The organism is Nonomuraea sp. NPDC048901 (assembly GCF_040649695.1).
Classification (GTDB): domain Bacteria; phylum Actinomycetota; class Actinomycetes; order Streptosporangiales; family Streptosporangiaceae; genus Nonomuraea.
Window position 1 is genome coordinate 954218 of the sequence record NZ_JBEZFW010000001.1, and the last position, 24015, is coordinate 978232.

At 68.6% G+C, this 24015-nt stretch carries 23 protein-coding genes; 11 read left to right on the forward strand and 12 right to left on the reverse strand.

Features of this window, described 5'->3' with window-relative positions; genetic code table 11:
- Window positions 1–220 precede the first annotated feature (220 nt).
- The 3 genes from AB0C30_RS04675 to AB0C30_RS04685 all read left to right on the forward strand — a co-directional run bounded on the left by AB0C30_RS04675 (window position 221) and on the right by AB0C30_RS04685 (window position 4482).
- Window positions 221–481 (forward strand): type II toxin-antitoxin system prevent-host-death family antitoxin, encoded by a 261-nt coding sequence (locus tag AB0C30_RS04675; protein WP_357939576.1) that lies wholly within the window; start codon window positions 221–223, stop codon window positions 479–481.
- Entirely contained in the window at window positions 466–873 is a 408-nt protein-coding gene (locus AB0C30_RS04680) for a PIN domain-containing protein (RefSeq protein ID WP_357939578.1), read from the forward strand. The genes AB0C30_RS04675 and AB0C30_RS04680 overlap by 16 nt, the downstream gene beginning before the upstream one ends.
- Window positions 874–1407: 534 nt before the next feature.
- Window positions 1408–4482 carry a BTAD domain-containing putative transcriptional regulator gene (locus tag AB0C30_RS04685; RefSeq protein ID WP_357939580.1) on the forward strand — a complete coding sequence of 1025 codons (3075 nt, stop codon included), beginning with the start codon at window positions 1408–1410 and terminating at the stop codon, window positions 4480–4482.
- A 1-nt stretch (window position 4483) separates the two neighbouring features.
- Here the strand turns inward: AB0C30_RS04685 and AB0C30_RS04690 are convergent, their stop codons facing one another.
- The 4 genes from AB0C30_RS04690 to AB0C30_RS04705 all read right to left on the reverse strand — a co-directional run bounded on the left by AB0C30_RS04690 (window position 4484) and on the right by AB0C30_RS04705 (window position 8834).
- Window positions 4484–5482, reverse strand: a complete 999-nt coding sequence (locus AB0C30_RS04690) for a hypothetical protein (RefSeq protein ID WP_357939582.1) — start codon at window positions 5480–5482, stop codon at window positions 4484–4486.
- On the reverse strand, window positions 5479–6972 hold the full coding sequence (locus AB0C30_RS04695; protein WP_357939584.1) for an AMP-binding protein: 1494 nt from the start codon (window positions 6970–6972) through the stop codon (window positions 5479–5481). Before AB0C30_RS04695 ends, AB0C30_RS04690 begins: the two co-directional genes overlap by 4 nt.
- Before the next feature lie 253 nt (window positions 6973–7225).
- Entirely contained in the window at window positions 7226–8416 is a 1191-nt protein-coding gene (locus tag AB0C30_RS04700) for a serine hydrolase domain-containing protein (RefSeq protein ID WP_357939586.1), read from the reverse strand.
- A 40-nt stretch (window positions 8417–8456) separates the two neighbouring features.
- On the reverse strand, window positions 8457–8834 hold the full coding sequence (locus AB0C30_RS04705; RefSeq protein WP_357939588.1) for a hypothetical protein: 378 nt from the start codon (window positions 8832–8834) through the stop codon (window positions 8457–8459).
- A gap of 225 nt (window positions 8835–9059) precedes the next feature.
- Here AB0C30_RS04705 and AB0C30_RS04710 point away from each other — a divergent pair, with 225 nt between their 5' ends.
- The gene (locus AB0C30_RS04710; protein WP_357939590.1) at window positions 9060–9449 is read left to right on the forward strand and encodes a TraR/DksA C4-type zinc finger protein; all 390 of its coding nucleotides are present in this window, start codon (window positions 9060–9062) and stop codon (window positions 9447–9449) included.
- 15 nt (window positions 9450–9464) lie between these two features.
- On the opposite strand, the gene AB0C30_RS04715 is transcribed toward AB0C30_RS04710, so the two are convergent.
- Window positions 9465–10838, reverse strand: a complete 1374-nt coding sequence (locus tag AB0C30_RS04715; RefSeq protein ID WP_357939592.1) for a hypothetical protein — start codon at window positions 10836–10838, stop codon at window positions 9465–9467.
- A 43-nt stretch (window positions 10839–10881) separates the two neighbouring features.
- Here AB0C30_RS04715 and AB0C30_RS04720 point away from each other — a divergent pair, with 43 nt between their 5' ends.
- Window positions 10882–11457, forward strand: a complete 576-nt coding sequence (locus AB0C30_RS04720; protein WP_357939594.1) for a hypothetical protein — start codon at window positions 10882–10884, stop codon at window positions 11455–11457.
- 47 nt (window positions 11458–11504) lie between these two features.
- Window positions 11505–12110, forward strand: coding sequence for a hypothetical protein (locus AB0C30_RS04725; protein WP_357939596.1), 606 nt, complete (start codon window positions 11505–11507; stop codon window positions 12108–12110).
- Window positions 12111–12122: 12 nt separating this feature from the next.
- Here AB0C30_RS04725 and AB0C30_RS04730 read toward each other — a convergent pair whose 3' ends face one another.
- Entirely contained in the window at window positions 12123–12710 is a 588-nt protein-coding gene (locus tag AB0C30_RS04730) for an NAD(P)H-dependent oxidoreductase (RefSeq protein ID WP_357939598.1), read from the reverse strand.
- An 85-nt stretch (window positions 12711–12795) separates the two neighbouring features.
- Here AB0C30_RS04730 and AB0C30_RS04735 point away from each other — a divergent pair, with 85 nt between their 5' ends.
- Window positions 12796–13284 (forward strand): MarR family winged helix-turn-helix transcriptional regulator, encoded by a 489-nt coding sequence (locus AB0C30_RS04735; RefSeq protein ID WP_357939600.1) that lies wholly within the window; start codon window positions 12796–12798, stop codon window positions 13282–13284.
- Window positions 13285–13465: 181 nt separating this feature from the next.
- Here AB0C30_RS04735 and AB0C30_RS04740 read toward each other — a convergent pair whose 3' ends face one another.
- Window positions 13466–15505, reverse strand: a complete 2040-nt coding sequence (locus tag AB0C30_RS04740; RefSeq protein ID WP_357939602.1) for a cellulose binding domain-containing protein — start codon at window positions 15503–15505, stop codon at window positions 13466–13468.
- 441 nt (window positions 15506–15946) lie between these two features.
- On the opposite strand from AB0C30_RS04740, the gene AB0C30_RS04745 reads away from it, so the two are divergent.
- Together AB0C30_RS04745 and AB0C30_RS04750 are read left to right on the forward strand one after the other, a co-directional pair.
- On the forward strand, window positions 15947–16381 hold the full coding sequence (locus tag AB0C30_RS04745) for a hypothetical protein (protein ID WP_357939604.1): 435 nt from the start codon (window positions 15947–15949) through the stop codon (window positions 16379–16381).
- A 30-nt stretch (window positions 16382–16411) separates the two neighbouring features.
- Window positions 16412–17152, forward strand: a complete 741-nt coding sequence (locus AB0C30_RS04750; RefSeq protein ID WP_357939606.1) for an endonuclease/exonuclease/phosphatase family protein — start codon at window positions 16412–16414, stop codon at window positions 17150–17152.
- A gap of 11 nt (window positions 17153–17163) precedes the next feature.
- Here AB0C30_RS04750 and AB0C30_RS04755 read toward each other — a convergent pair whose 3' ends face one another.
- The 5 genes from AB0C30_RS04755 to AB0C30_RS04775 form a co-directional block, all read right to left on the reverse strand.
- Window positions 17164–18180 carry a hypothetical protein gene (locus tag AB0C30_RS04755; RefSeq protein WP_357939608.1) on the reverse strand — a complete coding sequence of 339 codons (1017 nt, stop codon included), beginning with the start codon at window positions 18178–18180 and terminating at the stop codon, window positions 17164–17166.
- 105 nt (window positions 18181–18285) lie between these two features.
- On the reverse strand, window positions 18286–19494 hold the full coding sequence (locus AB0C30_RS04760; protein WP_357939610.1) for a HAMP domain-containing sensor histidine kinase: 1209 nt from the start codon (window positions 19492–19494) through the stop codon (window positions 18286–18288).
- Entirely contained in the window at window positions 19491–20135 is a 645-nt protein-coding gene (locus AB0C30_RS04765; protein ID WP_357939612.1) for a response regulator transcription factor, read from the reverse strand. Before AB0C30_RS04765 ends, AB0C30_RS04760 begins: the two co-directional genes overlap by 4 nt.
- Window positions 20136–20184: 49 nt before the next feature.
- Window positions 20185–21564, reverse strand: a complete 1380-nt coding sequence (lpdA, locus tag AB0C30_RS04770) for a dihydrolipoyl dehydrogenase (protein ID WP_357939614.1) — start codon at window positions 21562–21564, stop codon at window positions 20185–20187.
- A 69-nt stretch (window positions 21565–21633) separates the two neighbouring features.
- Complete coding sequence (locus AB0C30_RS04775; RefSeq protein WP_357939616.1) at window positions 21634–22008, reverse strand: tautomerase family protein; 375 nt, start codon at window positions 22006–22008, stop codon at window positions 21634–21636.
- Between the two features lie 45 nt (window positions 22009–22053).
- Here AB0C30_RS04775 and AB0C30_RS04780 point away from each other — a divergent pair, with 45 nt between their 5' ends.
- Together AB0C30_RS04780 and AB0C30_RS04785 are read left to right on the forward strand one after the other, a co-directional pair.
- Complete coding sequence (locus tag AB0C30_RS04780) at window positions 22054–23106, forward strand: quinone-dependent dihydroorotate dehydrogenase (RefSeq protein WP_357939618.1); 1053 nt, start codon at window positions 22054–22056, stop codon at window positions 23104–23106.
- A gap of 101 nt (window positions 23107–23207) precedes the next feature.
- Window positions 23208–23987, forward strand: coding sequence for an aminoglycoside adenylyltransferase domain-containing protein (locus AB0C30_RS04785; protein ID WP_357939620.1), 780 nt, complete (start codon window positions 23208–23210; stop codon window positions 23985–23987).
- Window positions 23988–24015: the final 28 nt, after the last annotated feature.

The following is a 24015-nucleotide window of genomic DNA, read 5'->3' on the forward strand; positions in this document are numbered from 1 at the left end:
GCGGCCCTCCTTGTCGAATAGCGAATTTTGCTGAGCTAAGGCATCTCCGATTTGCGCCACTGTAACTTGTTGGCATCGCCACCCGCGTTTGCTCGTGTCATTGCCGCCTCTCAAGGCGCAAACTTCCGACAATCGATAATTTCATGGCATACCGCAACGGGGTTTCGCCTCAGGGGATGCCGCGCCTTCCAACCAGGTGGCGATCAGATAATCTGATTACATGAAGGTGATGACTGCCACTGAGGCTTCACGAAGCTTCGCAGCGGTTCTCGATGAGGCTGAGCGGGGCGAGACCATCATGGTCACGCGTGGTGGGAAGCGGATCGCGGTGATCGGTCCCGCGCCCACGGCACCTGGTCGTATGGTCAAGGCGTTTCTCGCCAGAAGCGCGGGAACGCTGGACGACGATTTCGAGGCCGATGTCGTGGCGGCTCGGGAGACGGTCGATGACGAGATGAGGGGCATGTGGCCCGACGCCTGATCCTGGACACGGGTGAGCTCATCGCTGCGGAGCGCGGTAAGGCGTCTGTGGACGAAGTCATTGGTGACGCTGACGATGTGGCCATCGCTGCGATCACTGTGGCGGAGTTGCTCGTCGGGGTGGAGTTGGCCGACGACGTGCGCCGTCCAGCCTGGCAGGCGTTCGTGGATGAGGTCCTGGCGTTGATCCCGGTTGAGGAGTACACCACTGATGTTGCCAGGGTGCATGCTCGGCTTTTGGCGCATGTCCGGCGGGAGGGGAAGGCGAGGGGAGCGTATGACCTGCTGATCGCCGCCACCGCCGCGACCACGGCGAGAACCATCGTCACGATGGACTCGTCGGCCGCTTTCGATGATCTTCCCGGTGTGCGGGCTCAAGTCGTTCCCCGCTGATCGCTGGGGAATGCGCCTTTACCTGCTAGGGATTTTATGCGCCCGGCGACGGCTCAGCACCGCCGCGATGGGGACCGCCGCCGCCAGGCCGCTCAGCAGCACGGCGGCCAGCGCTCCCAGCGCTGCCCTCGACGGCGGGATGGCTGATGCCGTCGCGGTAGCCGAAGGGTTCGGTCTCGGTGGGCAGCGCGTGGCAGTTCTGGCGCCAGATCGCCGTCACGCCGGGCAGGGCCTCGTAAGCCGGCCGGGTTTGACCTTCGCGATGATGGTGAACCCGTCACACGCCGGGGTCCGCGGGTAGACAGGGCCGTATTTACCCTGCTCCAGGTGGTCGGTCTCCTTCGGGATGACAGCCGCCTGCGGCCTGATCTCCATGCCGATCCCCTCCATTTTTCTACTGCTGGGGGAAGGCTAAAACCGGCTGAATGTCCTGATTGTCCCATAGTACGGCTTTTCGAGCCAGTCTGGGCGGTGAGATCGAGCTTGATCCACATGGTATCAATGGACGATTCTTACGCTAGGGATCTTTCCTAGGTGTCGCTAGGGATTGGGCACTTCATGGTGTACCACTTCGCCGTTCTGGGCTCCGTTCAGGTCTACCCGGAAGGGACGCCGCAGACCCCGATCCATCTTCGTGGCAAGCCTCGGGCCGTACTGGCCACGCTGCTGCTCAACGCCAACACGGTGATCTCCCGCGACGGGCTGGTGGCCGCTCTGTGGGATGAGCCGCCGGCCACGGCGGTGGCCAATATCCAGACCCACGTATGGCAGCTACGACGGGCGATTCCCGGTGGGGACCAGATCGTCAGGACCGAAGGGTCCGGCTACCTGCTGCGCGTCGAACGCGATCAGCTCGACGCGCTGATCTTCATTGACGCGGCGCGCGAGGGGCGGCTGGCCGTCCAGCGGGGCGAGCTGGCCGTCGCCGAGAGGGCCTTCGGGCGGGCGGTGGCGCTCTGGCGGGGCCGGCCCGCCGAGGACCTCGTGCTCGGTGACGTGGTGACGCCCCGGATCGCCGAGCTGGAGGAGGAGCTGTACCAGGCGCGTTCCGACTGGATCGACGTCCGGCTGGCCCTCGGGCAGCATGACCAGCTGATCGGTGAGCTGCGGAAGATCGCGGACGCGCAGCCGCTGCGCGAGCGTTTCTGGGGCCAGCTCATGCTCGCCCTGCACCGGGCCGGGCGGCGGGGTGAGGCGTTGGACGCCTACCGGCGCGTACGGACGCTCCTGGTGGAGGAGCTGGGCGTCGAGCCGGGCGCCGAGTTACGCCGGCTCCACGCGAGCCTCCTGGAGGACCATGAGGCACCGGCCGCACCTGTTTCGGGGACAAAAGCGGTTCCCGACCTCACAACGTGGCACCACATTTGCCAGCTCCCCGCGGACCTCGCTGATTTCGTGGGCAGGAGCGCAGAGTTGAAAACGATTACCTCGATTGTGCGCGGCAGGAACCCCGCAGCCTCCGCACCCATGATCGTGACTCTGTCCGGCGCCCCCGGACTCGGTAAGAGCACCCTCGCGATCCGCCTCGCGCATCTGCTCCGGCCCGCCTTCCCCGACGGCCAGCTCTACGTACGCCTCGGCGCGGCCTCGCCCGCTCCACGCGATCCCTGGCGCATCCTCGGGGAGCTGTTGAGAGCGCTCGGAGTGGACGGGAGCGCGCTCCCCGACACGCTCGAAGAGCGCGCCACCCTGTACCGGTCCCGCCTCGCGGACCGCGAGATCCTCATCATCCTCGACGACGCGGCGGACGAGGCGCAGGTGTCGCCCCTGCTGCCGGGCACGGCGCGGGGCGCGGTCCTGGTGACCTCCCGCGCGCAGCTCGCCCTTCCCGGCGCTCAGGCGATCTCCCTGGACGTACCCGGCGAGGACGAAGCGGTGGAGATGCTCGAACGTACGGCAGGACAGGCCCGCGTGCGCGCGGAGCCGCAGGCGGCGGCGTCGATTCTGCGCGCCTGCGGCCGCCTGCCACTGGCCCTCCGCATCGCGGGGGCGAGGCTGTCCGCCCGGCCCGCCTGGCCGTTGTCCGACTTCGCGGCCCGCCTGGAGGACACTCGCCGGCGCCTCGACGAGCTGGCTCTGGGCCAGCAGACGGTTCGGGCCAACTTCGCCGTGAGTTACGACGCCCTCACCGACGTGGCGCGGCGGACGTTCCGGCTGCTCGGCCTGTGCGGCCTGGAAAGTGTGCCTGAGTGGGCGGCGGCGGCGCTGCTCGGGGAGTCCGGGGATGTGGCGGATCGCGCGCTGGAAGCCCTGGTGGTCGCCGGTCTGGTGAACGGGCCCGAAGCCTGTGCCGCAGGCGGCCTGCGATATCGGTTGCACGATCTGTTGCGGGCGTTCGCGCGGGAACAGGCCGAGGCGGAGGACAGTGAGACGCAGCGGCGCGCGGCCCTGCTCCGGCTTGTCAGGGAGAGCCTCGACCGGGTGACGGCGGCCGTAGGCGACCTCCCCCTGCCCTGCGCGCCCACGCCAAGCGCCGGCGAGTCCCGCCCGGCGGCAGGGGAGTGCGACTCCGGGTGGCTGATGGAGGAGCGCGGGAACATGGTGGCGGTGGTCGAGCTCGCCGCCGCGCTGGACAGACCCGCCCTCGCGTGCGAGCTGGCCTACTATCTGACGGCCTATCTACGGATCCACGGCTTCTTTGACCAGGCCACCCGCATACACGATGCCGTCATCGCCGCCGCGACCCGGCTGGAGCTCACCCCGGCGATCTTGACCACCCGGCTGCTGCGGGCGGATCTCATGGTGGAGCGCGGGATGTTCGGCGACGCGCTGCGGGAGTTCCAGTCCTTGCTGGAGCCGTTCGAGCGCTTGGGCGACCGGCACTCCACCGCGTACGCGCTCAGCGGCCTCGGCATCTGCCGCCATGTGTTCGCGGACTTCGAGGAGGCTCTGGACCGCACCACGCGCGCGGTCGACCTGTTCGAGGAGCTGGGCGATCACGGCGGCCTGCTCAGCGCGTTGATCCACCTGACCTCGATCCACCTTGAGCTCGGCCACCACGACCAGGCCGCCGAGGTCTGCCGTCGTGGGCTGGAGCTGGCGCGCGGCGCCCGCACCGCGTACCCCCGGGCGATCCTGCTCCGGGCCCTGGGCATCACCCACTACAGCAAGGGCGAGGTGACGGAGGCGATCCGGCGCTATGAGGAGAGCCTTGAGCTCAGCCGCAGGCACGGCTATCCGATCATCACCACCTTGACCGAGCGCCGGCTGGGGGAGGCTCTGGGCGCGGTGGGCCGGTTCGACGAGGCGGTGCGGACGCTCACGCACTGCGGGCGCAGCTTCGCCCGCTTCGGCGACACGTACGGTGAGACGCTCACGGCGTACGCCCTCGGGGAGGTCGCCTTCCGGCGCCGTCTTCCGCGAGAGGCGCTGCGGCACCTTACGCACGCGCTCGACGTGCTGGGAGTCCGGGAGATGCCGCTCTGGCGCGCCCGAGTCCTGCGTGAGATCGGCCGCGTCCATGCCGATCTCGGCGAACCGGACGCCGCCATGGCCGTCTGGAACGAGGCGCTGGCCATCTTCCACAGCGTCGACTCCGGGGAAGCGGCGGAGGTGAGCGCCTTCCTCGCCACCTTGCGGCCACGCCCGTGGCAGGTGCCCGCCGGGTGACTCAGCCGCCCGTTCCCCGTACGACCGGCACGGCTGTGACGCCTGCCTGCCGCGCCGCCCGCCGGGCCGTACCCGGCGCGCTCCCTGTCGCGACGACGGCTCCTTCGTGCAGCGCGACCCAGGACCGCGCGTCGGCGGGAAGATCCTCCAGCGCCCGGGCGAGCTCGACTCGCCCCGGTCCGGCGCGCAGCGCGCGAGCCCGCTCGCGGCGCCGCCAGAACAGGTGCTGTCCCACGATCAGCGGCCCCAGCGGCAGGAGCAGCGGTACGAACTCCAGCTCGGTGAACAGCACGGCGAGCGTCAGGCCCAGCAGCAACGTCCCCTCGACCACGGCGGCCCACCAGCCGGCGGTCCTGCCGTACGCCTTGGCCGCCACCAGCGGCCACACGGCCAGCATCAGGCAGTCGCCGAGACCGGCCAGGCTCGACACCGGCCCGTAGCCGGTGGCGAGTACCGGGGCGAACGGCAACCCTTCGACCCGGGACACGAAATCAGCCGTCAGAGAGCTCACCCCCGTGGCCAGGGCGTCATAGACGGTCAGGGCGGCGGCCAGCCCCGCCACGTGGGCGGCCCGCATCCCCGTCTGCGCCCACATGTTGGCGACCCCGACCGTGAGGAGGATCATCGTGAGGTCGTTGACGACGAGCACCGCCGTCGGCCATTGCGCGAAGTACGCGGCCACGTCCGCCGCGCACAGCAGGGCGGCCGCCAGCGCGGCGTTCCGGCCGCCCAGGAGCGGCGACAGGACGAGCTGGCACACGGTGAAGACGACCACACCGAAGATCGTGACGATGACCCCGGTCGGCATGTGCATATAGGCGAACGGCATGGCGATGAGCGCCACGACCATGATCCAGATGTCGGTCCAGACGAACCTGCCGACCGGCGGGCGTGGCATCGTCACCCTGGCGAAGTAGCTCGCCGCGACGCCCATGGTCAGCAGGATGAGCAGGTAGAGGACCAGCCCGCGCAGGACCGCCTCGGTCATCAGGGCGCTCATCGGACTCCCATCTCGGCGACCGCCTCCGCGGCCGCCCGCAGGGCCGACTTGCCCGTCCGGGTGGACTCGGTGGCCGTGAAGTGCTCGAACGTGTGCTCCCGCAGGTCCGCGCGGACCCGGCAGAGGCCGGGCAGTGCGGCCGGATCATCGACGAGCTCAATGCCCCGCAGGGGAAGCCCCAGGTCGGCCGCGCGCTCCTCCAGCCGGGACACCAGCGCGCGGCTCACGTTGCCGGTCACGGCGTGCAACACCGGTCCCGACCGGGTCTCCTCCAGCACGTACCGCGTCGGGAGCGGGATCTCGCGCTCCGCCTGGAGGAGGTCCAGCACGTCGCGCGTGGTGACGGACGAGGGCGACAGCCGCCCGAGGACCCGCGAGGTCGCCGGTACGGCGGCCAGTTCGCAGGCCGGCTGTTCGCCCTCGGGCAGCACTTTGACGATGTCGCCGGTGACATAACGGAGCAGCAGGGTCGTGTCGCGGTACGTGGTGTACGGCGTCACCACCAGCACACCGTGCGCCCCTGGAGCCGCCGGCTGGAACGTCTCGGGGTCGAGAACTTCGACGTGCCCCTGGTCGGTGGGGAGATGCAGGTGTCCCTGCCCGCAGACCTGGCCGCCCACGGGGGCGATCTCCGTCATCGAGTAGCTGTCCAGGACGCGAGCCCCGAACATGGCCTCCGCCCGCTCCTTCAGCGCGTCGGTGAGGACCTCGCCACCGGAGTGGATCTCTTCGAGGCCGAAGTCCTTCGCGTCCCAGCCGCCCCGCTCGGCCTCCTGGACCAGGGCCGCGAGGTACGAGGCCGTCGTGTTGAGGTGGGTCACCTGTGGCCGCTTGCCCGGAACGTGCAGCGGGACCGCCAACCGGTCCAGCGTGGCGCGGGGGTCCACGAGACCTACGTGGGCGAAGGCCGCCCCGGTCATGGTCGCCGCCCGCTCGATGAGGATCTGGGCGATGGACCGCGAGGTGATGCAATTGGCCCAGACGTGCTCGGAGCGGAGTCCACCGGCGAGCATCAGCGCCAAGGCCGACATGCCCGACATCAGGTCGATCTCGTAGCGGGAGAACCAGACCATGGTCGGCACACCGGTCGTGCCCGTGGTCTGGGCGAGTACGGCCGGGCTGGCCCCGTCCGCGACGAACGCGGACGGCAGGTCACGCAGCGCGGCCTTCGTCGTCGGCTCGATCGACGCCAGGGACTCCAGGGTGATGGATCCCGGGTCGATGCCGTGCTGCTCGAACCACCGCCGGTAGTAGGGGGTGTCGCGGGCGGTCAACCGTAACGTCCGCCGGAGCCGGCGAGTGGCGAGGTCCCGCTGCATCTCAGGGTCGGGCGCGGTCAGCATCTCGCCCGCGCCTTCACCGGGGGAGCCGAACTCCTCCAGGGTCGCGCGGAGGTCCTCGACCAGCGCGGTCACGTCCTTCACCCGGAACCGGCGGCCCGCCAGCATCGACCAGGCGTACCCCAACTGCCGGGCGGCTGTCCCGAACATCCTGTCCCATCCTTTGCGCGGTGGTCATGGAACACGACGGTCCCTGGGAGCGGCACGAAGCCGCTCCCAGGAGCCGTCAGGAGGGACCGAGTCTCAGCCGTTGAGGCTGAACACGGCGGTGGAGAGGGCGCTGACGACGTAGCGCGCGTAGAACCTGGCCGTCTTGACCATGACTTCTCCCTTCGTTCCTGCCCCGGAAAGGGCCAGGAACGACTGTCGTCGCGGGGCCTACACGATCGCTACACGGCCACTATCAGCGCAGGTCAGCGCTCTCCATTGCGCACTGGACCGCGTCGAGGAGGGTGGCGGCTCTGCGGTCAGGTGTTCCTTCCTGAATGTGGTTCATGACGTAGCCGAACGCGAGGCCGCTCGCCGGGTCGGCGAAGCCGAGCGATCCGCCCATACCGGGAAACCCGAAGGCGGTCGGGCTGTACCAGAAGGCGTCGGGTGTCGGCAGGCCGAAGCCGGTGCCGATCCGGACGGGTACCCGAAGGATGCGGTCGACACCATTGACCTGCTCCGCGGTCGCCGCCGCCAAGGTCTCGGGGGAGAGGATGCGCTGTCCGTCGACCTCGCCGATCAGCGCGGCGTAGAAGCGGGCCAGCGCGCGGGCCGTGCAGATGCCGTTGGTCGAGGGCATCTCGGCGGACTGCTCGTCGGGGTCGTTGTGGTCCAGTGGAGGCGTGATGATGGTCAACGTGGACCGCACGGTCAACGACGTCGGATCGGTATAGGCCGCCATCACCTCGCGCATGGGTTCGGGAAGGGCGTCCAGGTCGATCCGGGCCAGCGCGTCCAGGTCGAGCGGGGCGGCGATGATCCGGCTGACCCGATGCCGCTCGGTTTTCGGCAGCCCGATCCACAGGTCCAGGCCGAGCGGTCCGGCGATCTCCTCGGCGAGGAACGTGCCGAGGCTGCGGCCGCTCACCCGGCGGACGACCTCGCCGACGAGCCAGCCGTAGGTGTGCCCGTGGTAGCCATGGTCGGTGCCCGGCTCCCAGGATGGGCGCTGGGCCGCCAGCGCGGTCACCATCGGGTCCCAGGCGATGGCTTCCGCCGGGGTGATCGGGTGGTCGATCGTGGGCAGTCCGGCCTGGTGGGTGAGCAGCCAGCGGACGGGGATGCGGTCTTTGCCGTTCGCCGCGAACTCCGGCCAGTAGTCGGCGACGGGTGCGTCGAGGTCCAGTTCGCCGCGCTGGGCCAGCAGGTGCGCGCAGGCGGCGGTGATGCCCTTGGTGGTGGAATAGACGACCTGCAGGGTGTCGCGCTCCCAGGGGCGGCCGGTCTCTGGATCGGCGATTCCGCCCCACAGGTCGACGACTTTCCGGCCGTGCAGGTAGACGGCCACCGCGGCGCCCACCTCCTGGCCGCCGGCCAGATTGGCGGCGAATGCCGTACGCACTTCTTCGAATCCTGGTGCGGTGCTGCCGCCGATCTCGGGCATGTGTCATCGCCTTCCGGTCTTGTGGCGTCGCCGGAAAGTGTCAGTCGCGCCATTTCTCGATGAGCCAGGCGCAGACTTCCGGCTCGGTCATCTCGGGAAACTCTTCGGTGAACGCGAGGAGAGCGCGCAGCGCCTCGCCCCGCTCAAGGCCGCGCGCCGCCGCGTGCCTGAGGTACTCCTGACGTGCGGCGGAAGGACGGCCCCCGCCCGCGCCGCGGCCAGGCAGGCCGTTGCGCCATTGCACTATTTCCGCCAGCCGATCAGCCCGCCAGCCGGGAACCCCGTCGATCTCGACGTCGGGCTCGGGAAACGGATGAGTCGAATCGCTCGGATAGCGGGAGCGCCATTTGTGCACCGCGTGCCGGCTCACCCCCAGCGCCTCGGCGATGCCGATACCGCCGAGGTAGCGCTCGGTCATGATGCACCAACTTCTCTGTCCGGCCTCCTTCGTGGATCTCATGACTACCACGCCCGAGGTGCTGTCCCGGGCGCGGTCGAACCTTGTCTCTGTCGGAGACAACGATAGGTCTGTACGGGAAACATCGTCAACGGTGGAGACGAGGTTTCTGCACTCCAGGGCCAGGCGATTTGGTATGGATGTCAGGCACCGCGCGTACCCTGGTAGTGAAGGTGAGGGACCGTGATGACCACACAACACCGGGACGCCGCGCTTTCCCCCTCAGAGCAGGCGACCATACGACAACTGCTCGACGCCGACCGTCAAAGGACCGAAACCCGCATTGCCGTGCTGGGCCAGGATCGGGACGAGATGGTCCAGTCGGCGGCGCAGTCGGCCGCCGACGACGAGCACGACCCTGAGGGGACATCCACCGCCTTCGAGCGGGCTCACATAGAGGCCCTGCTCGAACAGGCCCAGACGCACCTCGTCGACCTGGACCTGGCCGTCGAGCGGCTGCACGACGGCACGTACGGGATCTGCGCGAAATGCGGGCAACGCATCGCCATCGAGCGCCTGATGATCCTGCCGGCCGCCAAGATGTGCGTCGGCTGCGCCGCCCACCACCGCCGCTGACCAGCGCCTGGTGGCTCAGGTCTTGCGTCGCCAGAGTTTGCCCGTCGCCAGGTCGAAGTAATAGACGCGTTCGCTGTAGCCGCCGCGGACCAAGAAGGCACCCTCCTTCGACCAGCCGAGGGCGACGTCAAGGAAGTCGTCGCCGGGGAACCTGAGAGGGACGCTGGCCAGCCGCTTGCCGGTCTCTGGGGCGAAGGTGTCGACCCGCGTCCCCTGATCGCCGATGACCACGAAGCGGCTGCCGTCCGCCCGGAGGTGGTAGCTGTCCTGGGGCTTCAGGGGAAGGCTCATTCGCGTCCGTCCGCGGTAATCGAGAACGAGCACCTGGGATTGCGTCGTCACCACGATCCCGCTCTCGTTGAGGTCATGGACCTGCCGGGCGCCGGGGAGTGACACCGTGGTCCAGGTCTTGGTGTCGGTGATCTGGGCGCCGTCCTTGGCCAGGGCGATGTACCTGCTCTGACCGGCGAACGTCGCTGTGGGCACCGCCGTGTCCGGGAGGGCGGCGGTGAGGTAATGAACGCCCTTGGCGTCCTGATACACCATGCGTCGATCGTTTCTGTCCAGGTAGACGACGGCCTTCTTGTCGGAACTGCGTACGAACGGCGCCGCCTGGGGCGCGCCGCCTTTCCCGATGATGTACGGCGCGGCCTGCGGGAATGGCTGCTTGTTCACCAGCCACGTGCGGCAAGGGTCGTCCGTTTGGTCGGTCCACGGACAGGTGGGTCTCTTGTATTCACTCACCGTCATGAACTCGGCCCGATAATCCGGGAACGACAAGGGCGGCGTGTATTCGGGCAGTTCACGCTGTAGCGGGTGACCAGGAGTGAGCAACGTGGCCGAAAGCACGATTGCCGTTCCCGCCAGATAGAGGCTGCGCGCCGACCATTCGCGGATGGTCCGGTCCGTCTCATCCGGTGCTTCGGGCCGGGCGCTCAGTTTTCCAGCGGCACGGGGTACGGCCGCCGCCACGATAATCACGATGACGGCATGGACCAGCCGCGCCGGAGTGATGTCCTGGCTCGCCAGCAGATAACCGCCCGCCACCACGGCGCCACCCAGGCCGAGCAGCCATGCCGTCCGATAGGTGTTCGCGTCGTCGGGAGTATGGAGCGTTGGGGCCGGCAGCCGTACATCGCGGAATATGGAAACAGCGCACCAGCCCAGCACTAGATAGAGCGGGTCGTTGGTGAAACCGGCCAAGGGAACAGCCGGGACGAGGGCGATCAGCCGCCATCGGCGCAGGCCCGCGAAATGGTCGACGACCTGGCGGGCGTTCGCCGCCGTGACGGAAAGGCCCATCAGCGTGGCGAACCTGGTCAGCCGCTCCGATGTGACCGGTATGGCTGCCATCAGCACGGTGACCATGGCGACTACCCAGGAGATCATCGGAGGTACCGTCACGAAGTGCCACCATATATGGTGCTATATCGTGAGTTCGGATGATATATGGCGGCAATTTGGCATCGCTACGTGGCGTGCTCAGCGTTCGCGATTATCGGCTATGGCGGCCGGCGGCCTGACGCTGGTGATTGTCGCGGCGGCCCTGTGGGGATCCGGGTCGATAACTCCGCGGGTGCAGTGGAGCCTCGAGGCTTTGTTCCTTCGCGCGGAGGTGGACCAGAATGGCGTCCTGTCGACGCCCGTGTATATCGAGCTGGAAAACGAGGGGATGGCCTCGTTCGTTCTTACCGGCATCTCGGCGGAAATACCTGGGCTCCGCCTGCTATCTGCTGACCAGGCGAAAGGGGAGAGTTCCGAGGTCGCCGTGGAGAGCGGTAACAGGCAAATCATGGAGAGGCGCATCGTCATCACTGACTGCGCGGCGGTGCCTCACGAGCCCCAGCCGATCCGCTTCACCTACCGAACCTGGCTGGGTCCGGGGTCAGTGGAGGTGATGGGCGACTCATGGGGGCTGCCAGGACTCAAAGGAAGTGTCCCGGTCGCCTGGCAAAGGGGTCTCGCGGCCGAGGTCTGCAATGACGCGGTGAGTCCAGATTGGCCCTGACAGGTAGCCCATTCGTGGGCAACGGCCAGCCGGGAGGGTCGTGGGACATGCCGCCTGCGGCGAGGATCGCCACCGGTTTCGTCTGCACGTTCGGTGCCCTCCGTTTCAACGGGTTCGACCTGCTGTTCGACCCCGCCGGATGGTTATTGTGCGCGTCCGGGCTGTCCAAGCTGCAGCGATCCGTCGACGACCCCTTCAGCCGGGCCAGGTCCTTGGCTGTCGCCATGGCCTGCGTCTCGTTCATCGCCATGATCGCGTCCAGTGAGTACTCAAGTCGTAGCCTGGCGGATTCCCCCATGACGATCACGCAGCTGATCGAGATCGCCAACGCGCTCGGTGCGCTGCTCGCGGTCTGGCTGATCACCGAGGCCGTCATCAGACGGATCCGTTCCTGTGGGGACACCTCCAGGGCCGCCCTCCTCGACGTGCTGCGCTGGGCCGTGGCCGTTCTGGGAGTGCTCGGCACGCTGGCCGGGTACGGCTACGCCGACCTGGGACCGATCACGGCCATCGCCTGGTTCGCGACCGTCGTGGCCCTGATCGTCGTGCTCTACCGCTCGGCGCATTCGCCGTACCTCTCCCCGACATGGGAGGACCCTGTCCGTGAGAGCGCGGCGACCGCCGATGAGGGACGACCCCCGGGCGCTGACTAGCGCGACAGGGCCTCAGGCCGCCGCGCCCGTGTCCGACCTGGCCTCGCGCACGCCGCGCAACGCGTCGGCCCAGGCGATCACCTGGTCGAGCATGCCGTGGAGCGCGGCGTCGAGACCCTCGCCGGGGACGAAAGCGCCGGTCGCGAATGAGGGGAGCAGGGGGACGGCGGGCTGCGCGCGGACCGTGGCCACCTGGAGCTCGGCGAGCACGAGCCTGAGGGCCTCGGCGGCTCGGACCCCGGCGGCCCATCCGCCGTAGCTGACGATGCCGGCGGCCTTGTCGTTCCACTCCCGGTACACGTAGTCCAGCGCGTTCTTGAGCGCGCCGGGGAAGGAGTGGTTGTACTCCGGGACAAGGAACACGAAGCCATCGAAACCGTCGATCAGTGCGGACCATTCGCGGGTGTGCGCGTGCTCGTACTGCTGGAGGTTCGGATTGCCGCCCTCGTCGAGGTTGCCGAGGCGGTGGTGCGCGAGATCGATCAGCTCGTAGTCGGCGCCACCGTGAGCGCGCGCCGTGTCGAGCACCCAGGAGGCGATCTGCTCGCCTCGGCGTCCGGGTCGGGTGCTGCCGAGAATGATGCCAATGCGGAGTGCCATGACGCCCTTTCGAGAGAGTTGACGCGTCAACTCTAGAACTCGCGGAGTTGACGCGTCAACTCGCTCGGTCGGTATGATTTCCGCCATGGCGGAGACCCGTACGCTGGAGCCCGAGGAATGGGAGCTCTGGCACACCTGGATGCTCGCGCAACGCCTGCTCGCCCGGGAGTTCGAGCGTGGTCTGCAGCGCGACTGCGGCATCTCGAAGGCCGAGTTCAGCGTGCTGGTGACGCTGTGGAAGGCGCCCGGCCGCGAGATGCGCGTCGGCGAGCTCTCCGAGTCACTCGCCTGGGAGAAGAGCCGTGTCTCGCACCAGCTGACCCGCATGGAGAACCGCGGCCTCGTGGAGCCGACCCAGAGCGGCGCCGGCGGCCGCCGCACCGGGATCGGGCTGACCACCAAGGGCCGCGAGCTCGCGGAGAGCGCCATCCTCGGGCATGCCGGCAACATCCGCCGTTACTTCCTCGACTCGCTCACGCCCGAGCAGGCCGCGGTTATGCGGGCCTGGAGCGAGCAGGTAGTCGACCGCATCGAGCCGCGCCGCGGCGAGGCCGCCAACGAACACGTCTTCTAGAGCAGACCGGACGCTGCCCCTCGGAGGGGGTGTTCCTCCGAGGGTCCCCAGCCACCACGGGCCGTCTTCTTCCCCACCCCCGGAGGGGGTTTCCCTACAAGGGACCTTAGCCACCACGGACCGTCACAGGGGTCGAGACGGTCCGTGGGACGAAGCACCTGGGGACTCTGGAGTCACCGCCCTAGCGGGTAGCGCAGACGGTTCCGTTGAGGGTGAAGACAGCAGGCAGAACGTTCGGCCCGCTGTAGTTGCCGACGAAGCCGATCGTGGTCGATGCCCCGGTCGGTAGCGAGCCGTTTCCAGGTTCGTTGACGGCCTTGACGTCCGGCCCGTTCTGCGTCCAGGTGGCATTCCAGCCGCTGCCCAGGCTCTGCCATGTCCTGGGCCAGCTGAAGGCCAAGGTCCAGCCGTTCATCGGCGCGCCGTTGTTGGTGACTTCGATGGCGCCGACATAGCCGCTGGCCCAGTCGGTCTGGACGGTCAGCCGTACCGTGCAGGAGCTCGAAGCGGGGGTGCCGGTGGTGAAGGTCAGCGGCGGGGAGGCCCACGAGACGCCGCCGCCAGTGTCGCGGGCGATCACGTTGAGCGTGTAGCGGGTGCCCGGCGTGAGGTTGCTCACCGTGAGCGAGGTGCCGGTGCTCTCGCCGAGTTGCTCGCTGATGGCTCCGTTCTGCCGGTGGAGCTCGTACTTGGCGATCGGGCGGGTGCCGGGGGAGGCGGCGGGCCAGGAGATCGTGGCGGCCCGGTCCGTCACGTCGGCGGCGGTCGGCTGCCCCGGCGCGCCTGGGCGGCCGGTCTGGGGCGTGGCGGGGTGCAGCACGACGGTGGTCATCGAGAGCGGCGGCAGCGTCTGGCTGGTCGCGCTGCCCGCGGTCGAACCGGTGATGCTCGTGGCGCCGTTGGTGTGGGTCAGTACGGTCGGCGCCCCCGACGCCGGGCTGAAGCCGGAGTAGCCGATGGTGACGGGGTAGGACGTGTCGGACGACGTATTGATCAACAGGACGGCCAAGTCGCCGTCGGGGCGGCGGGCGGCGTGCGCGGTGACCTTCGCCTGGCCGGTCGCGGCCCGGATGAACTGGTCGCCGGGGCGGGCGAACTTGCTCATCATCTGCAGGGCGTAGTAAGGCGCGAAGGGAGTGTTCAGCTGCGGCTCGCAGACGCTTCCGTCGGAGGTGCACGTACCGCTCGACAACAGGCCGAAGTCACCGTAATCGGTCTGTCCTTCGACCTGAGTGATGTTGCCGATGCCGTTGTGGACGTTCCACCAGTCGACCGTGAACACCCCGTTGGCCAGGAGCGTCGCGTAGGCGTCGGCGGCGGCCAGCGCGCTGGGCTGGGTGGTGCTGCCGACGCTGCTGGACCCCGTGTTGAACTCGGTCATGGCCATGCCGATCCGCTCAGAACCGGGCCCGGCGTACTTCGCGATCTGCTGGCGGGTGAGTTGGATCATGTCGGGGACGTGGGCGGCCTTGTCGAGGGCGCCGGGGTACCAGTGCAGGATCACGAAGTCGATCTTCGGTCCGGCGATCGAGAGGACGGTCTTGTTCCAGGTGCCGTCGTCGCCGTCGGCGACTATGGCGTCGGGCCAGTTGGCGGCCGTGGTCAGCACCGCGCCGATCTTGATGGTGGGGTCGACCGCCTTCATGGCGTCCGCGTACGTCACGACATGGCGGGCGTACTCGGCCGGGCTCTTGTCGGCGTGATCGTCCGCCTCCCAGGCGGAGCCGTAGTGCCCGTTGCCGTAGTTCTCGTTGCCGATCTCCCAGTATTTGACGCCATAGCCCTTGGTGATATTGGCCTGACGTACCCAGGCCGCGGCCTCGTCGGCGGTGCCGGTGCCGTAGTTGGCGGTCACCATCGCCTGCGCCCCGGTGCGGCGCACGCCATTCATGAAGGTGTCGAAGTCGGTGTTGGGCGCCACATAGCCGCCGGGAGCGGTGTGAGTGGCCCAGTGGTAGATGTCCGAATAGGAGCCGCCGGGATAGCGCAGCAGCTTCACCCCGGCATCCTTGAGCAGGTCGGCGGTCGCGTTGGTGCCCAGGTTGGTGTCCCAGATGGCATGGTTGGTGCCGATGCCGGTCTCCGGGACGGTGGCAAGCGCGGCGCGGGCGTTGACGGTCACCGCGACCGGGGTGACCTCGTCGGCGTGCGCCGCGGGGACGTTCAGGGCGGTCAGCGTCAGCAGGACGGCGGACGCGGCTCGTAATGCGAATCTCGGCATCGGTGCACCTCGCCATGGGTAGCGGCATTCACTCGACGCCCCCTCCTGCCAGGCGGCAACATGATCATGAGGTGTGGCGTCATGCCCGTCAACCAACCGTGAAACTTTCACGCCGACCGGCCGGCGACCAGCGGATTCATGCTGACCGCCCCCGCCCGGCGAGCCGGGACGCCGCACCTTGGAGGCGGACGCGGCGGCCGGATCGGGCGCTCGCGGCGTCGTACCGCCGGTGCCGGAGACCACGACGGCCACGACAGCCACGGCGGTTACGGCTGCGGCGCCGACGAGGCCGAAGTTCCACAGCGGCCGGGCGGCCCCGCGCCGGGGCAGCCGGGACCACCGGCGCCCATGGCGTCCTGCGCTCGGTGGAGGAAGCGCGCCAGGCTCTTTGACCATGCTACGTTTTACGTACTATAGTCCTCCGCGTGCTGAAGAAAGAGCGTGAAGTCAGAACAGGACTGGTTCGAGCAGGTGGACAAGCTGGTGAAGCAACGAGAGAAGCGTGAGCTCGACGGCGACCCGCGCCTCGTGGAGCTCGCCTCGGCCATGGCCGACTGCATGGCCGCAAAGGGCTACCAGACGGCCGCCAAGAACCCGATCAACATGGAGACCTGGGGTCAGCTGACGTTCATGAAGGAGCTGCACGAGCCGGCCCGCAAGGAGGGCGGCCGTGACATTCCCCCGTACACCTCCACAGGGCCGTGGTACCAGCCGACCCACCTGCCGGACGCGGACCCGCGGCGCTATCTGGCCAAGGAGGTCAAGATGGCCCTCGACGACCTTGAGTGCGGCAAGGACTTCTATGCCGCCTACCTGCCCAAATCCGTGCAGGTCGCGGAGGCGGCCCAGGCCGAATTCGGGATGGATCCGGACTGATCACTCACAGATGGCCTAGGCTCAGCCGTCATGGGCGATGAAGCGGGGATGAAGTACGACCGCGTCGGCACGATCGCCGACGGTGTGCTCAAGGCGGTCGACGACGTGGCGGAGGGAAGCAAGAAGCTGGGCGAGGCGCTCTCGCCGGTCACCTACGTCCCGGTTCCTTCCGTGCCGGGGTTCAACGCCTTCGGCAACACCTCCAAAGCCGTCAGCTGCGGCTCCGACTACGCCGACACCCTGACCGCCGCCGCCGACGCCTCCGAGTTGCTCGGCGCCCTGCTCGACAGAGACGAGAAGCGCCTGCGCAAGGTGATCCAGGTCTTCAGGACCACAGATCACGAAGAGGCCGACCGTATCTGCGCCAACTCGGCCAAGTCGCTGGACGTCTACAGCGCCCACGTCCACAGCCACGGTCTGCACGGGAACGACGAGACCGTACGCGCCATGCAGATCGACAAGCTGCACGACTCGATCGACGGCCCCTCCGTGATCGGGGCCGACCTCAACGCGATCACCGAGGACGGCCAGACCGATTCGAAGAAGGCGGGACCGCAGTCCATCGCCGGCTTCGCCCAGGAGGGCTACACCGTCTACTCGGGCGCGAGCACCCCCGACGGCGCCATCGCCGGCACGTCGCCGACGGGCACACGCATCGACCACGTGATCGGCTCACCGAGCGTCGAGTTCGGCGGCCGGCCGCAGTTGGTCGACGGGGGCAGCTCCGACCACGACGGGCAGAAGGTGGACCTGATCATCCCCGACTGGTGACGCGATTTTGCCTACCGGGGCTTGAATCTGATCTCCGTCTTGGCCGCCGACCGCCCCTCGCCGTCCTCGATCTCGACGTTGCCCATGCCGGGCGCGTTCCCCGGCAGTGTGATCGTGCTGCCGGGAGCGTCGAGCTTGATGTTCTCGCCGCCGCCGACGCTCTCGATGGCGTCGCCCTGCCGTACGAGGACCGCGTTGCCGAACGGCTGGTGCCAGCTGTCGCCCAGGATCGGGATGGAGTCGCTCGCCTGGTACTTCCTGCTCGCCTCCTCGAACCGGACCTCCCACTTGACGCCGGTCTCCCGCTCGAGGCTGTGCTTGAGGTCGAAGGCGCTGTTCGCCTTGAAGCCCGCGTCGATGTCCTTCTTGAAGACCTCCTGGAGGGTCACGACGTCGGCGCCCGAGCCGGCGATCAGCTTGGCCATGCCGGGGATGTCTTCGGGGTCCGTGCCGTTCTTGTCGCGCCAGGCGTTGCCCGCGCCCTGACCCACGTTGAGGTTGAGCATGGTCAGCGTGCGCGGCTTCCACTGCTTGGCGTGCGCGTCGAACTGCTCCTTGTAGTAGGTGAGTTCCTGACGCTTGGCGTCGAGCAGGTCGTCGAGCCGCGCGCGCATCTCGGTGGCGGTGGTGATCGCCGTACTGACCAGGGTGGCCTGGTCGGCGTTCTTCGGGCGGAAGGTCAGGCCGTTCAGGTCCTCTGTTACGGGTACGTGCTTGAGCTTGTCCCACTCGTCGTCGAGCAGGCTCTGGTACGTCTGGAGGACGGAGGCCATGCTGTCGAGCACGCCGCCGACGTTCCCCGCCTGGGCGCTGAACAGCTCCATGTCGCTGGTCAGCCTCTTGCGGTACTTGTTGAAGGCGTCAGCGGAGTCGCCGACCCACTCGTCCTTGTTGAAGACGGCCTGTGCCGCGTCATGGACCTTGCCCTCCGCCGAGGACGCCTTGGTCCCCAGCGCCCGCCAGGAGTCGGCGATCGTCTCCAAGGTGGACGGCGACGCTTCCAGCCGCCACAGGTGAGAGCTCCGCACCGAAGCCGTCGAGCTCCCCTGACCGTCGGGTTCCTGTCCCATGGACGACCTTTCCTCAAACGAACGGGCAGCCCACCCCTACACAACCTCGACAATTCGCGCAACTCAGGGTGCGGTCTCCAGTGACCGCCCTCGTGCGCGGCCGGCGGTCACGTGAGCCGCGCCCGCCAGCCGTACGGTCACCGCCAGGCCGCCTTCCGGTCGGCCCACGGCCGTCACCGTGCCGCCGTGCGCGTCGACGATGGCCCGGACGATCGACAGTCCCAGCCCCGCGCCGCGCGCCGACCGCACCCGGTCGCCCTGCAGCCGGCGGAACGGCTCGAACAGGTCATCCACCTCGTACGGCGAGACCTGCGGCCCGGTATTCTCCACCACGACCACCGCCTCGTCACCCTCCTGCCGCAGACGCAACCACACCTCCCCGTCGCGGACGTTGTACTTGATCGCGTTCTCCAGCAGGTTGAACACGCAACGCTCCAGGAACAGTGGGTCGCCCATGGCCACGGCCTGCCGCACATCCTGGTGCACGGTGATGTGCCGCTTCGTGGAGGCGAGCTCGATCTGCTCCAGCACGGTCCGTACGATCCGCGGCAGTTCCACGGGCTTGCGGACGGCGAGCTCCTGCTCCGACTGGGCCAGCAGCAGCAACCCCTCGATCAACCGCTCATAACGGGCGTTGGTCCCCAGCAGCGCACGAGCCAGCGCCTTCAGATCCGGTGAGGCCGCCGGCTCCTCCAGCGACACCTCCAAAATCGTGCGATTGATCGCCAACGGCGTACGCAACTCGTGCGAGGCATTACCGATGAACCGCCGCTGCGCCTCGAACACCCGATGCAACCGATCCAACATCGCGTCGAACGTATCGGCCAACCGCTTGACCTCATCCCGCGGACCCCGCAACCCGATCCGCTCATGCAACGTACTCTCCGACAACCGCCGCGCCGTCTCCGTCACCCGATCCAACGGCCGCAACGCCCGATCAGCCACCAGATAGCCGAGCACGAACGCGATGACCCCGATCACGATCATGATCACGATCGAGGACCGCAGCATGTCGCTCAGCACGGTGGCCGCGCCCTGCTCCACATCGACCCGCACCTGTTTGACGGGCGAGCCGGCGTCGGGCGGCAGGTCTTCCGTACCGGTGATCAGACGGCCGCCGAACTTGGTGACGAACTGCGTGTTCATCGCCTGGGCGGTCAGCAGGTAGGTGACCCAGAGCAGCATCGACCCGGCGACGAAGAACAGCCCGCCGTACAGCAGGGCCAGCCGCATGCGCAGCCCGAGCCGCTCCCACGGCCAGGGCCGCGTCACAGCCGGTAACCCTTGCCGGGGACGTTCTGGACCGCGAGCGGCGCGCCCAGTTTCCTGCGCAGCGACGTGATCGTGACGCGCAGCACGCCGGTGCCCGTGTCGGCGTGCTCGTCCCAGACGCGCCGGCGCAGCTCGGCGGAGGTGACGAGGTCGCCTCCGGCCAGCAGCAGCTGCTCCAGGACGTCGAACTCCTTGCGGTTCAGCGCGACCGCCCGCTCGTCCCTGGTCACCGTACGGCGGCCGGGATCGAGCCGGATCCCGGCCCGCTCCAGCGGCGTCGGCGCGACCCGGGACGACCGGCGGGCGAGCGTCCGGATCCTGGCCACCAGCTCGGCGAACGCGAACGGCTTGACCAGGTAGTCGTCGGCCCCCAGCGACAGCCCGTCGACCCGGTCGCGGACCTGCCCCGCGGCGGTCAGCATGAGGATCCGGCTGGCGCTCGCCAGCTCGCCGCAGACGTCGTCGCCGTGCACCTCGGGCAGGTCGCGGTCGAGGACGACGACGTCGTAGTCGACGTACGAGGCCAGGTTCAGCGCCTCCTGCCCGTCGTAGGCCACGTCGACGGCGATCGCGTGCAGCCGCAGTCCGCGCGCGACCGCGTCGGCCAGCTCTTCCTCGTCCTCCACGACAAGCACTCGCATGGGTCGAGCGTGGCTGGTCGGGTGTTAGCCGCGAATAAGCGCCGTTCCGTCACATGTTGATCATGTGTCCCGAGAGGCCGTGGATCGCTTCCTTGACCGCCTCGCCGAGCGTCGGGTGGGCGTGGACGTTGCGCGCGACCTCGTGCACGGTGAGGTCCCACTGCTGGGCCAGCGTCAGCTCGGGCAGCAGCTCCGTCACCTCCGGGCCGATCAGGTGCGCGCCGAGCAGCTCGCCGTACTTGTCATCACTGATGATCTTGACGAAGCCGTTCGCGTCGCCCAGGCCGTGCGCCTTGCCGTTCGCGGTGAACGGGAACTTGACCACCTTCACGTCATAGCCCAGGTCACGGGCCTGCGCCTCGGTGTAGCCGAAGCTGGCCACCTGCGGCTGGCAGTAGGTGGCGCGCGGGATCATCACGTAGTCGAGCTCCATGGTCTCCGCCTCGCCGATCGTCTCGGCGGCGATGATGCCCATGGACTCGGCGGCGTGCGCCAGCATCAGCTTGGCGGTGACGTCGCCGATGGCGAAGATGTGCGGCACGTTCGTCCGGCACCGGCCGTCGATCGCGATCGCGCCCCGGTCGGTGAGGGCCACACCGGTCTTCTCCAGGCCGTAGCCGTCGACGCGCGGCGCGAAGCCGATGGCCTGCAGCACCTTGTCGGCCTCCAGCACCTGCTGCTGGCCGTCGCGGGTGACGGTCACCTTGACCGTGGCGCCGGTGTCCTCGATGCCGTCGACGCGGGTGGAGGTGAGCACCTCGATGCCGAGCCGCTTGTAGCGCTTGGCCAGCTCGGCCGAGACCTCCGCGTCCTCCAGCGGGACCATCCGGTCGAGGAACTCCACGATCGTCACCTTGACGCCGTAGTTGTGCAGGACGTACGCGAACTCCACGCCGATCGCGCCGGCGCCCGCGATGATGATGCTGCCGGGGAGCTGATCGGTCATGATCTGCTCCTCGTACGTCACCACCCGCTCCGACAGCGACGTGCCCGGGATCAGCCTGGTGCTGGCCCCGGTGGCGATGATGCAGTTGGCAAAGGTGATCGTCTCGCCGTTCACCTGGATCGTGTTGGCGTCGAGGAAGGTGCCGCGGCCGTCGTACTCCGTGATGGCGTTCTTCTTCATCAGGTAGTGGACGCCCTTGACCCGGCCGTCGGCCACCTTGCGGCTGCGCTGGAAGGCGGCGCCGTAGTCGAAGGTGACCTCGCCGCTGATGCCGAAGGTCTTGGCCTCGTTGTGGAAAATGTGCGCGAGCTCGGCGTTGCGCAGCAGTGCCTTGGACGGGATGCAGCCCACGTTCAGGCAGACGCCACCCCAGTACTTCTCCTCGATGACCGCTGCGCGCAGCCCGAGCTGGGCGGCGCGGACCGCGGCCGTGTACCCTCCCGGACCCGCGCCGAGAACGACGACGTCATAGTGAGTGCTCATGAGTCGGACCATACCGCCCGCCCAACTCCACTCCTGAACCTCGCCCCTGTGTCAAGGACCCGGCCGAACCTAGACCTCCACCTTGTACGGCAGCGCCAGCTCGTCCGCCGGAACCCCGCGAATGCCCCAGTTGACCTTGGGCATCTCGATGATCGTGATCTCCACGTCCTCGGCGGCGAGCTGAGATCTTTCATAGATCGTCCGGATCAGCGCCCGCTTGGCGTCGTCGCTGCGGCCGGTGAAGCAGACCACCTCGATGATCAGGTAGTTCGGGCCGCGCTGCGGGCACACGAAGTCCTCGGCGTCCAGCAGCAGGAACCGGTGGAACCGCTTGTCCTCCGGCAGCCCCCATGCGCTCATCAGGCAGGAGTGCAGGAGGTCCGAGAGCTCCCGCTGCCGCCCGGCCCACACGTCCCGCCGACCGTAGATCTTGAGCTGTGCCATGCCAGTCAATATAGGGAGTCACCGCGATTGGTACCCTGACCCCTGATGTATCGCCTCGTCTTCACGCAGGTCTTGCGACGTTTCGACGCCGAGGCCGTGCACCATCTGACTGTCAGGGCCCTCGCGCTGCTCTCGGCGCTACCCCTGCTCAAGCGGCTGCTCCACCGAGCTCTCGCGCCGCACGACCCGGTTCTGCGCGTCAGCGCGTTCGGCGTGCACTTCCCCGGACCGCTCGGCCTGGCCGCCGGGTTCGACAAGGACGCCGCCTGCGCCGAGGGCGTCGCGGCGCTGGGCTTCAGCCATGTCGAGGTCGGCACCATCACCGCGCACGCCCAGCCCGGCAACCCCCGGCCCCGGCTGTTCAGGCTGGTGCCGGGACGGGCCGTCATCAACCGGATGGGGTTCAACAACGCCGGGGCGGCCGCCGCGGCGCGCCGCCTGCGCCGCACCCGTGGGGTTCCGGTGGTGGTCGGGGTCAACATCGGCAAGACCAAGGTGGTGCCCGAGTCCGAGGCCGTCGCCGACTACGTGGCCAGTGCCAAGGAGCTGGCGTCGCTGGCCGACTACCTCGTGGTCAACGTGAGCTCGCCCAACACGCCCGGGCTGCGCGACCTGCAGGCCGTGTCGCTGCTGCGCCCGCTGCTCGCCTCGGTCAAGCTGGTCGCGGACGGCACACCGCGCCGTACCCCGTTGCTGGTGAAGATCGCACCCGACCTCGCGGACGAGGACGTCGACGCCGTCGCCGACCTGGCGCTGGAGCTGGGACTCGACGGGATCATCGCGACCAACACCACGATCCGGCACGGTGGCGAGACCGGCGGGCTGTCGGGCCGCCCGCTCAAGGCCCGCTCCCTGGAAGTGCTGCGCCGGCTGCGGGCCCGCGTCGGCGACCGGCTCACGCTGGTCTCGGTGGGCGGCGTGGAGGACGTCGACGACGTGTGGGAACGCCTGCTCGCCGGGGCCACCCTGGTCCAGGGCTACACCGGGTGGATCTACGGCGGGCCGTTCTGGGCCGCGCGCATCCACCGGCAGCTGGCCCGCCGCGTCCGCCGCCACGGCCTCACCTCGATCTCCGAAGCCATCGGCCGCACGGCCTGAGGCGCGCTACGTGAGAACGTACGGTGTGAAGCGCGTGACCTGAAAAATGCGATCCCGGAAACGGGACAGCACGCGTTTCCCGGCGTTGCTAGGGTTCCCGGATGCTCGATGATCTGCCTGACATACCCTCGCGTCTTTGCCGGGACTACCTCGCACTGGCCGATCGCCACGCGCCCGGTCTGATCGAGGGGCTGTACCTGCAGGGGTCGATCGCGCTGGGCGACTACCGGCCGCAGCTGAGCGACGTCGACTTCGTCGCCGTGACCAGCCGGTCGCCCGATCCAGCGGTCCTTCGTACGATCCACGCCGAGCTGCGGCCCAGCGGGGCCAAGCCGCACTTCGACGGCCTCTACGTGACCTGGGACGACCTGCGCAAGGACCCGGCGCAGGCACCCGACGGCCCGTCGGTGCGCGAATGGCGGCTGACCGAGTCGGGACGGGCCGAGCGGCATCTGGTCACCTGGCACGTACTCGCCCAGAGCGGGGTGGCGGTCCGGGGACCGGCGGCGGCCCAGCTCGGCATCCACACCGACTGGGACACGCTAGCCCGAACGACCAGGGAGAACCTGGCGACGTACTGGACCAGGTGGGTCCAGCGCAGTGCCCGGCGGATCTCCTGGCCGGGTGTGGCCGCGCTGAGCGACTACCAGACCACGTGGGGCGTGCTCGGCATCGCCCGCCTGCGCCAGACGCTCGCGGTGGGTGAGGTGACCTCGAAGTCGGCCGCCGGCGAATACGCGCTGGAGGCCTTCCACGAGCGCTGGCACCGGATCGTGCGCGAGGCGCTGCGGATCAGGCAGGGCGGCCCCGCGCTCTATCGCAATCCGTTCCGTCGCCGGGCCGACCTGCTGGCCTTCATGACCATGATCCTGGAGATGTAACCCGGCTCTCACGCCCTGGGGCCGCCTC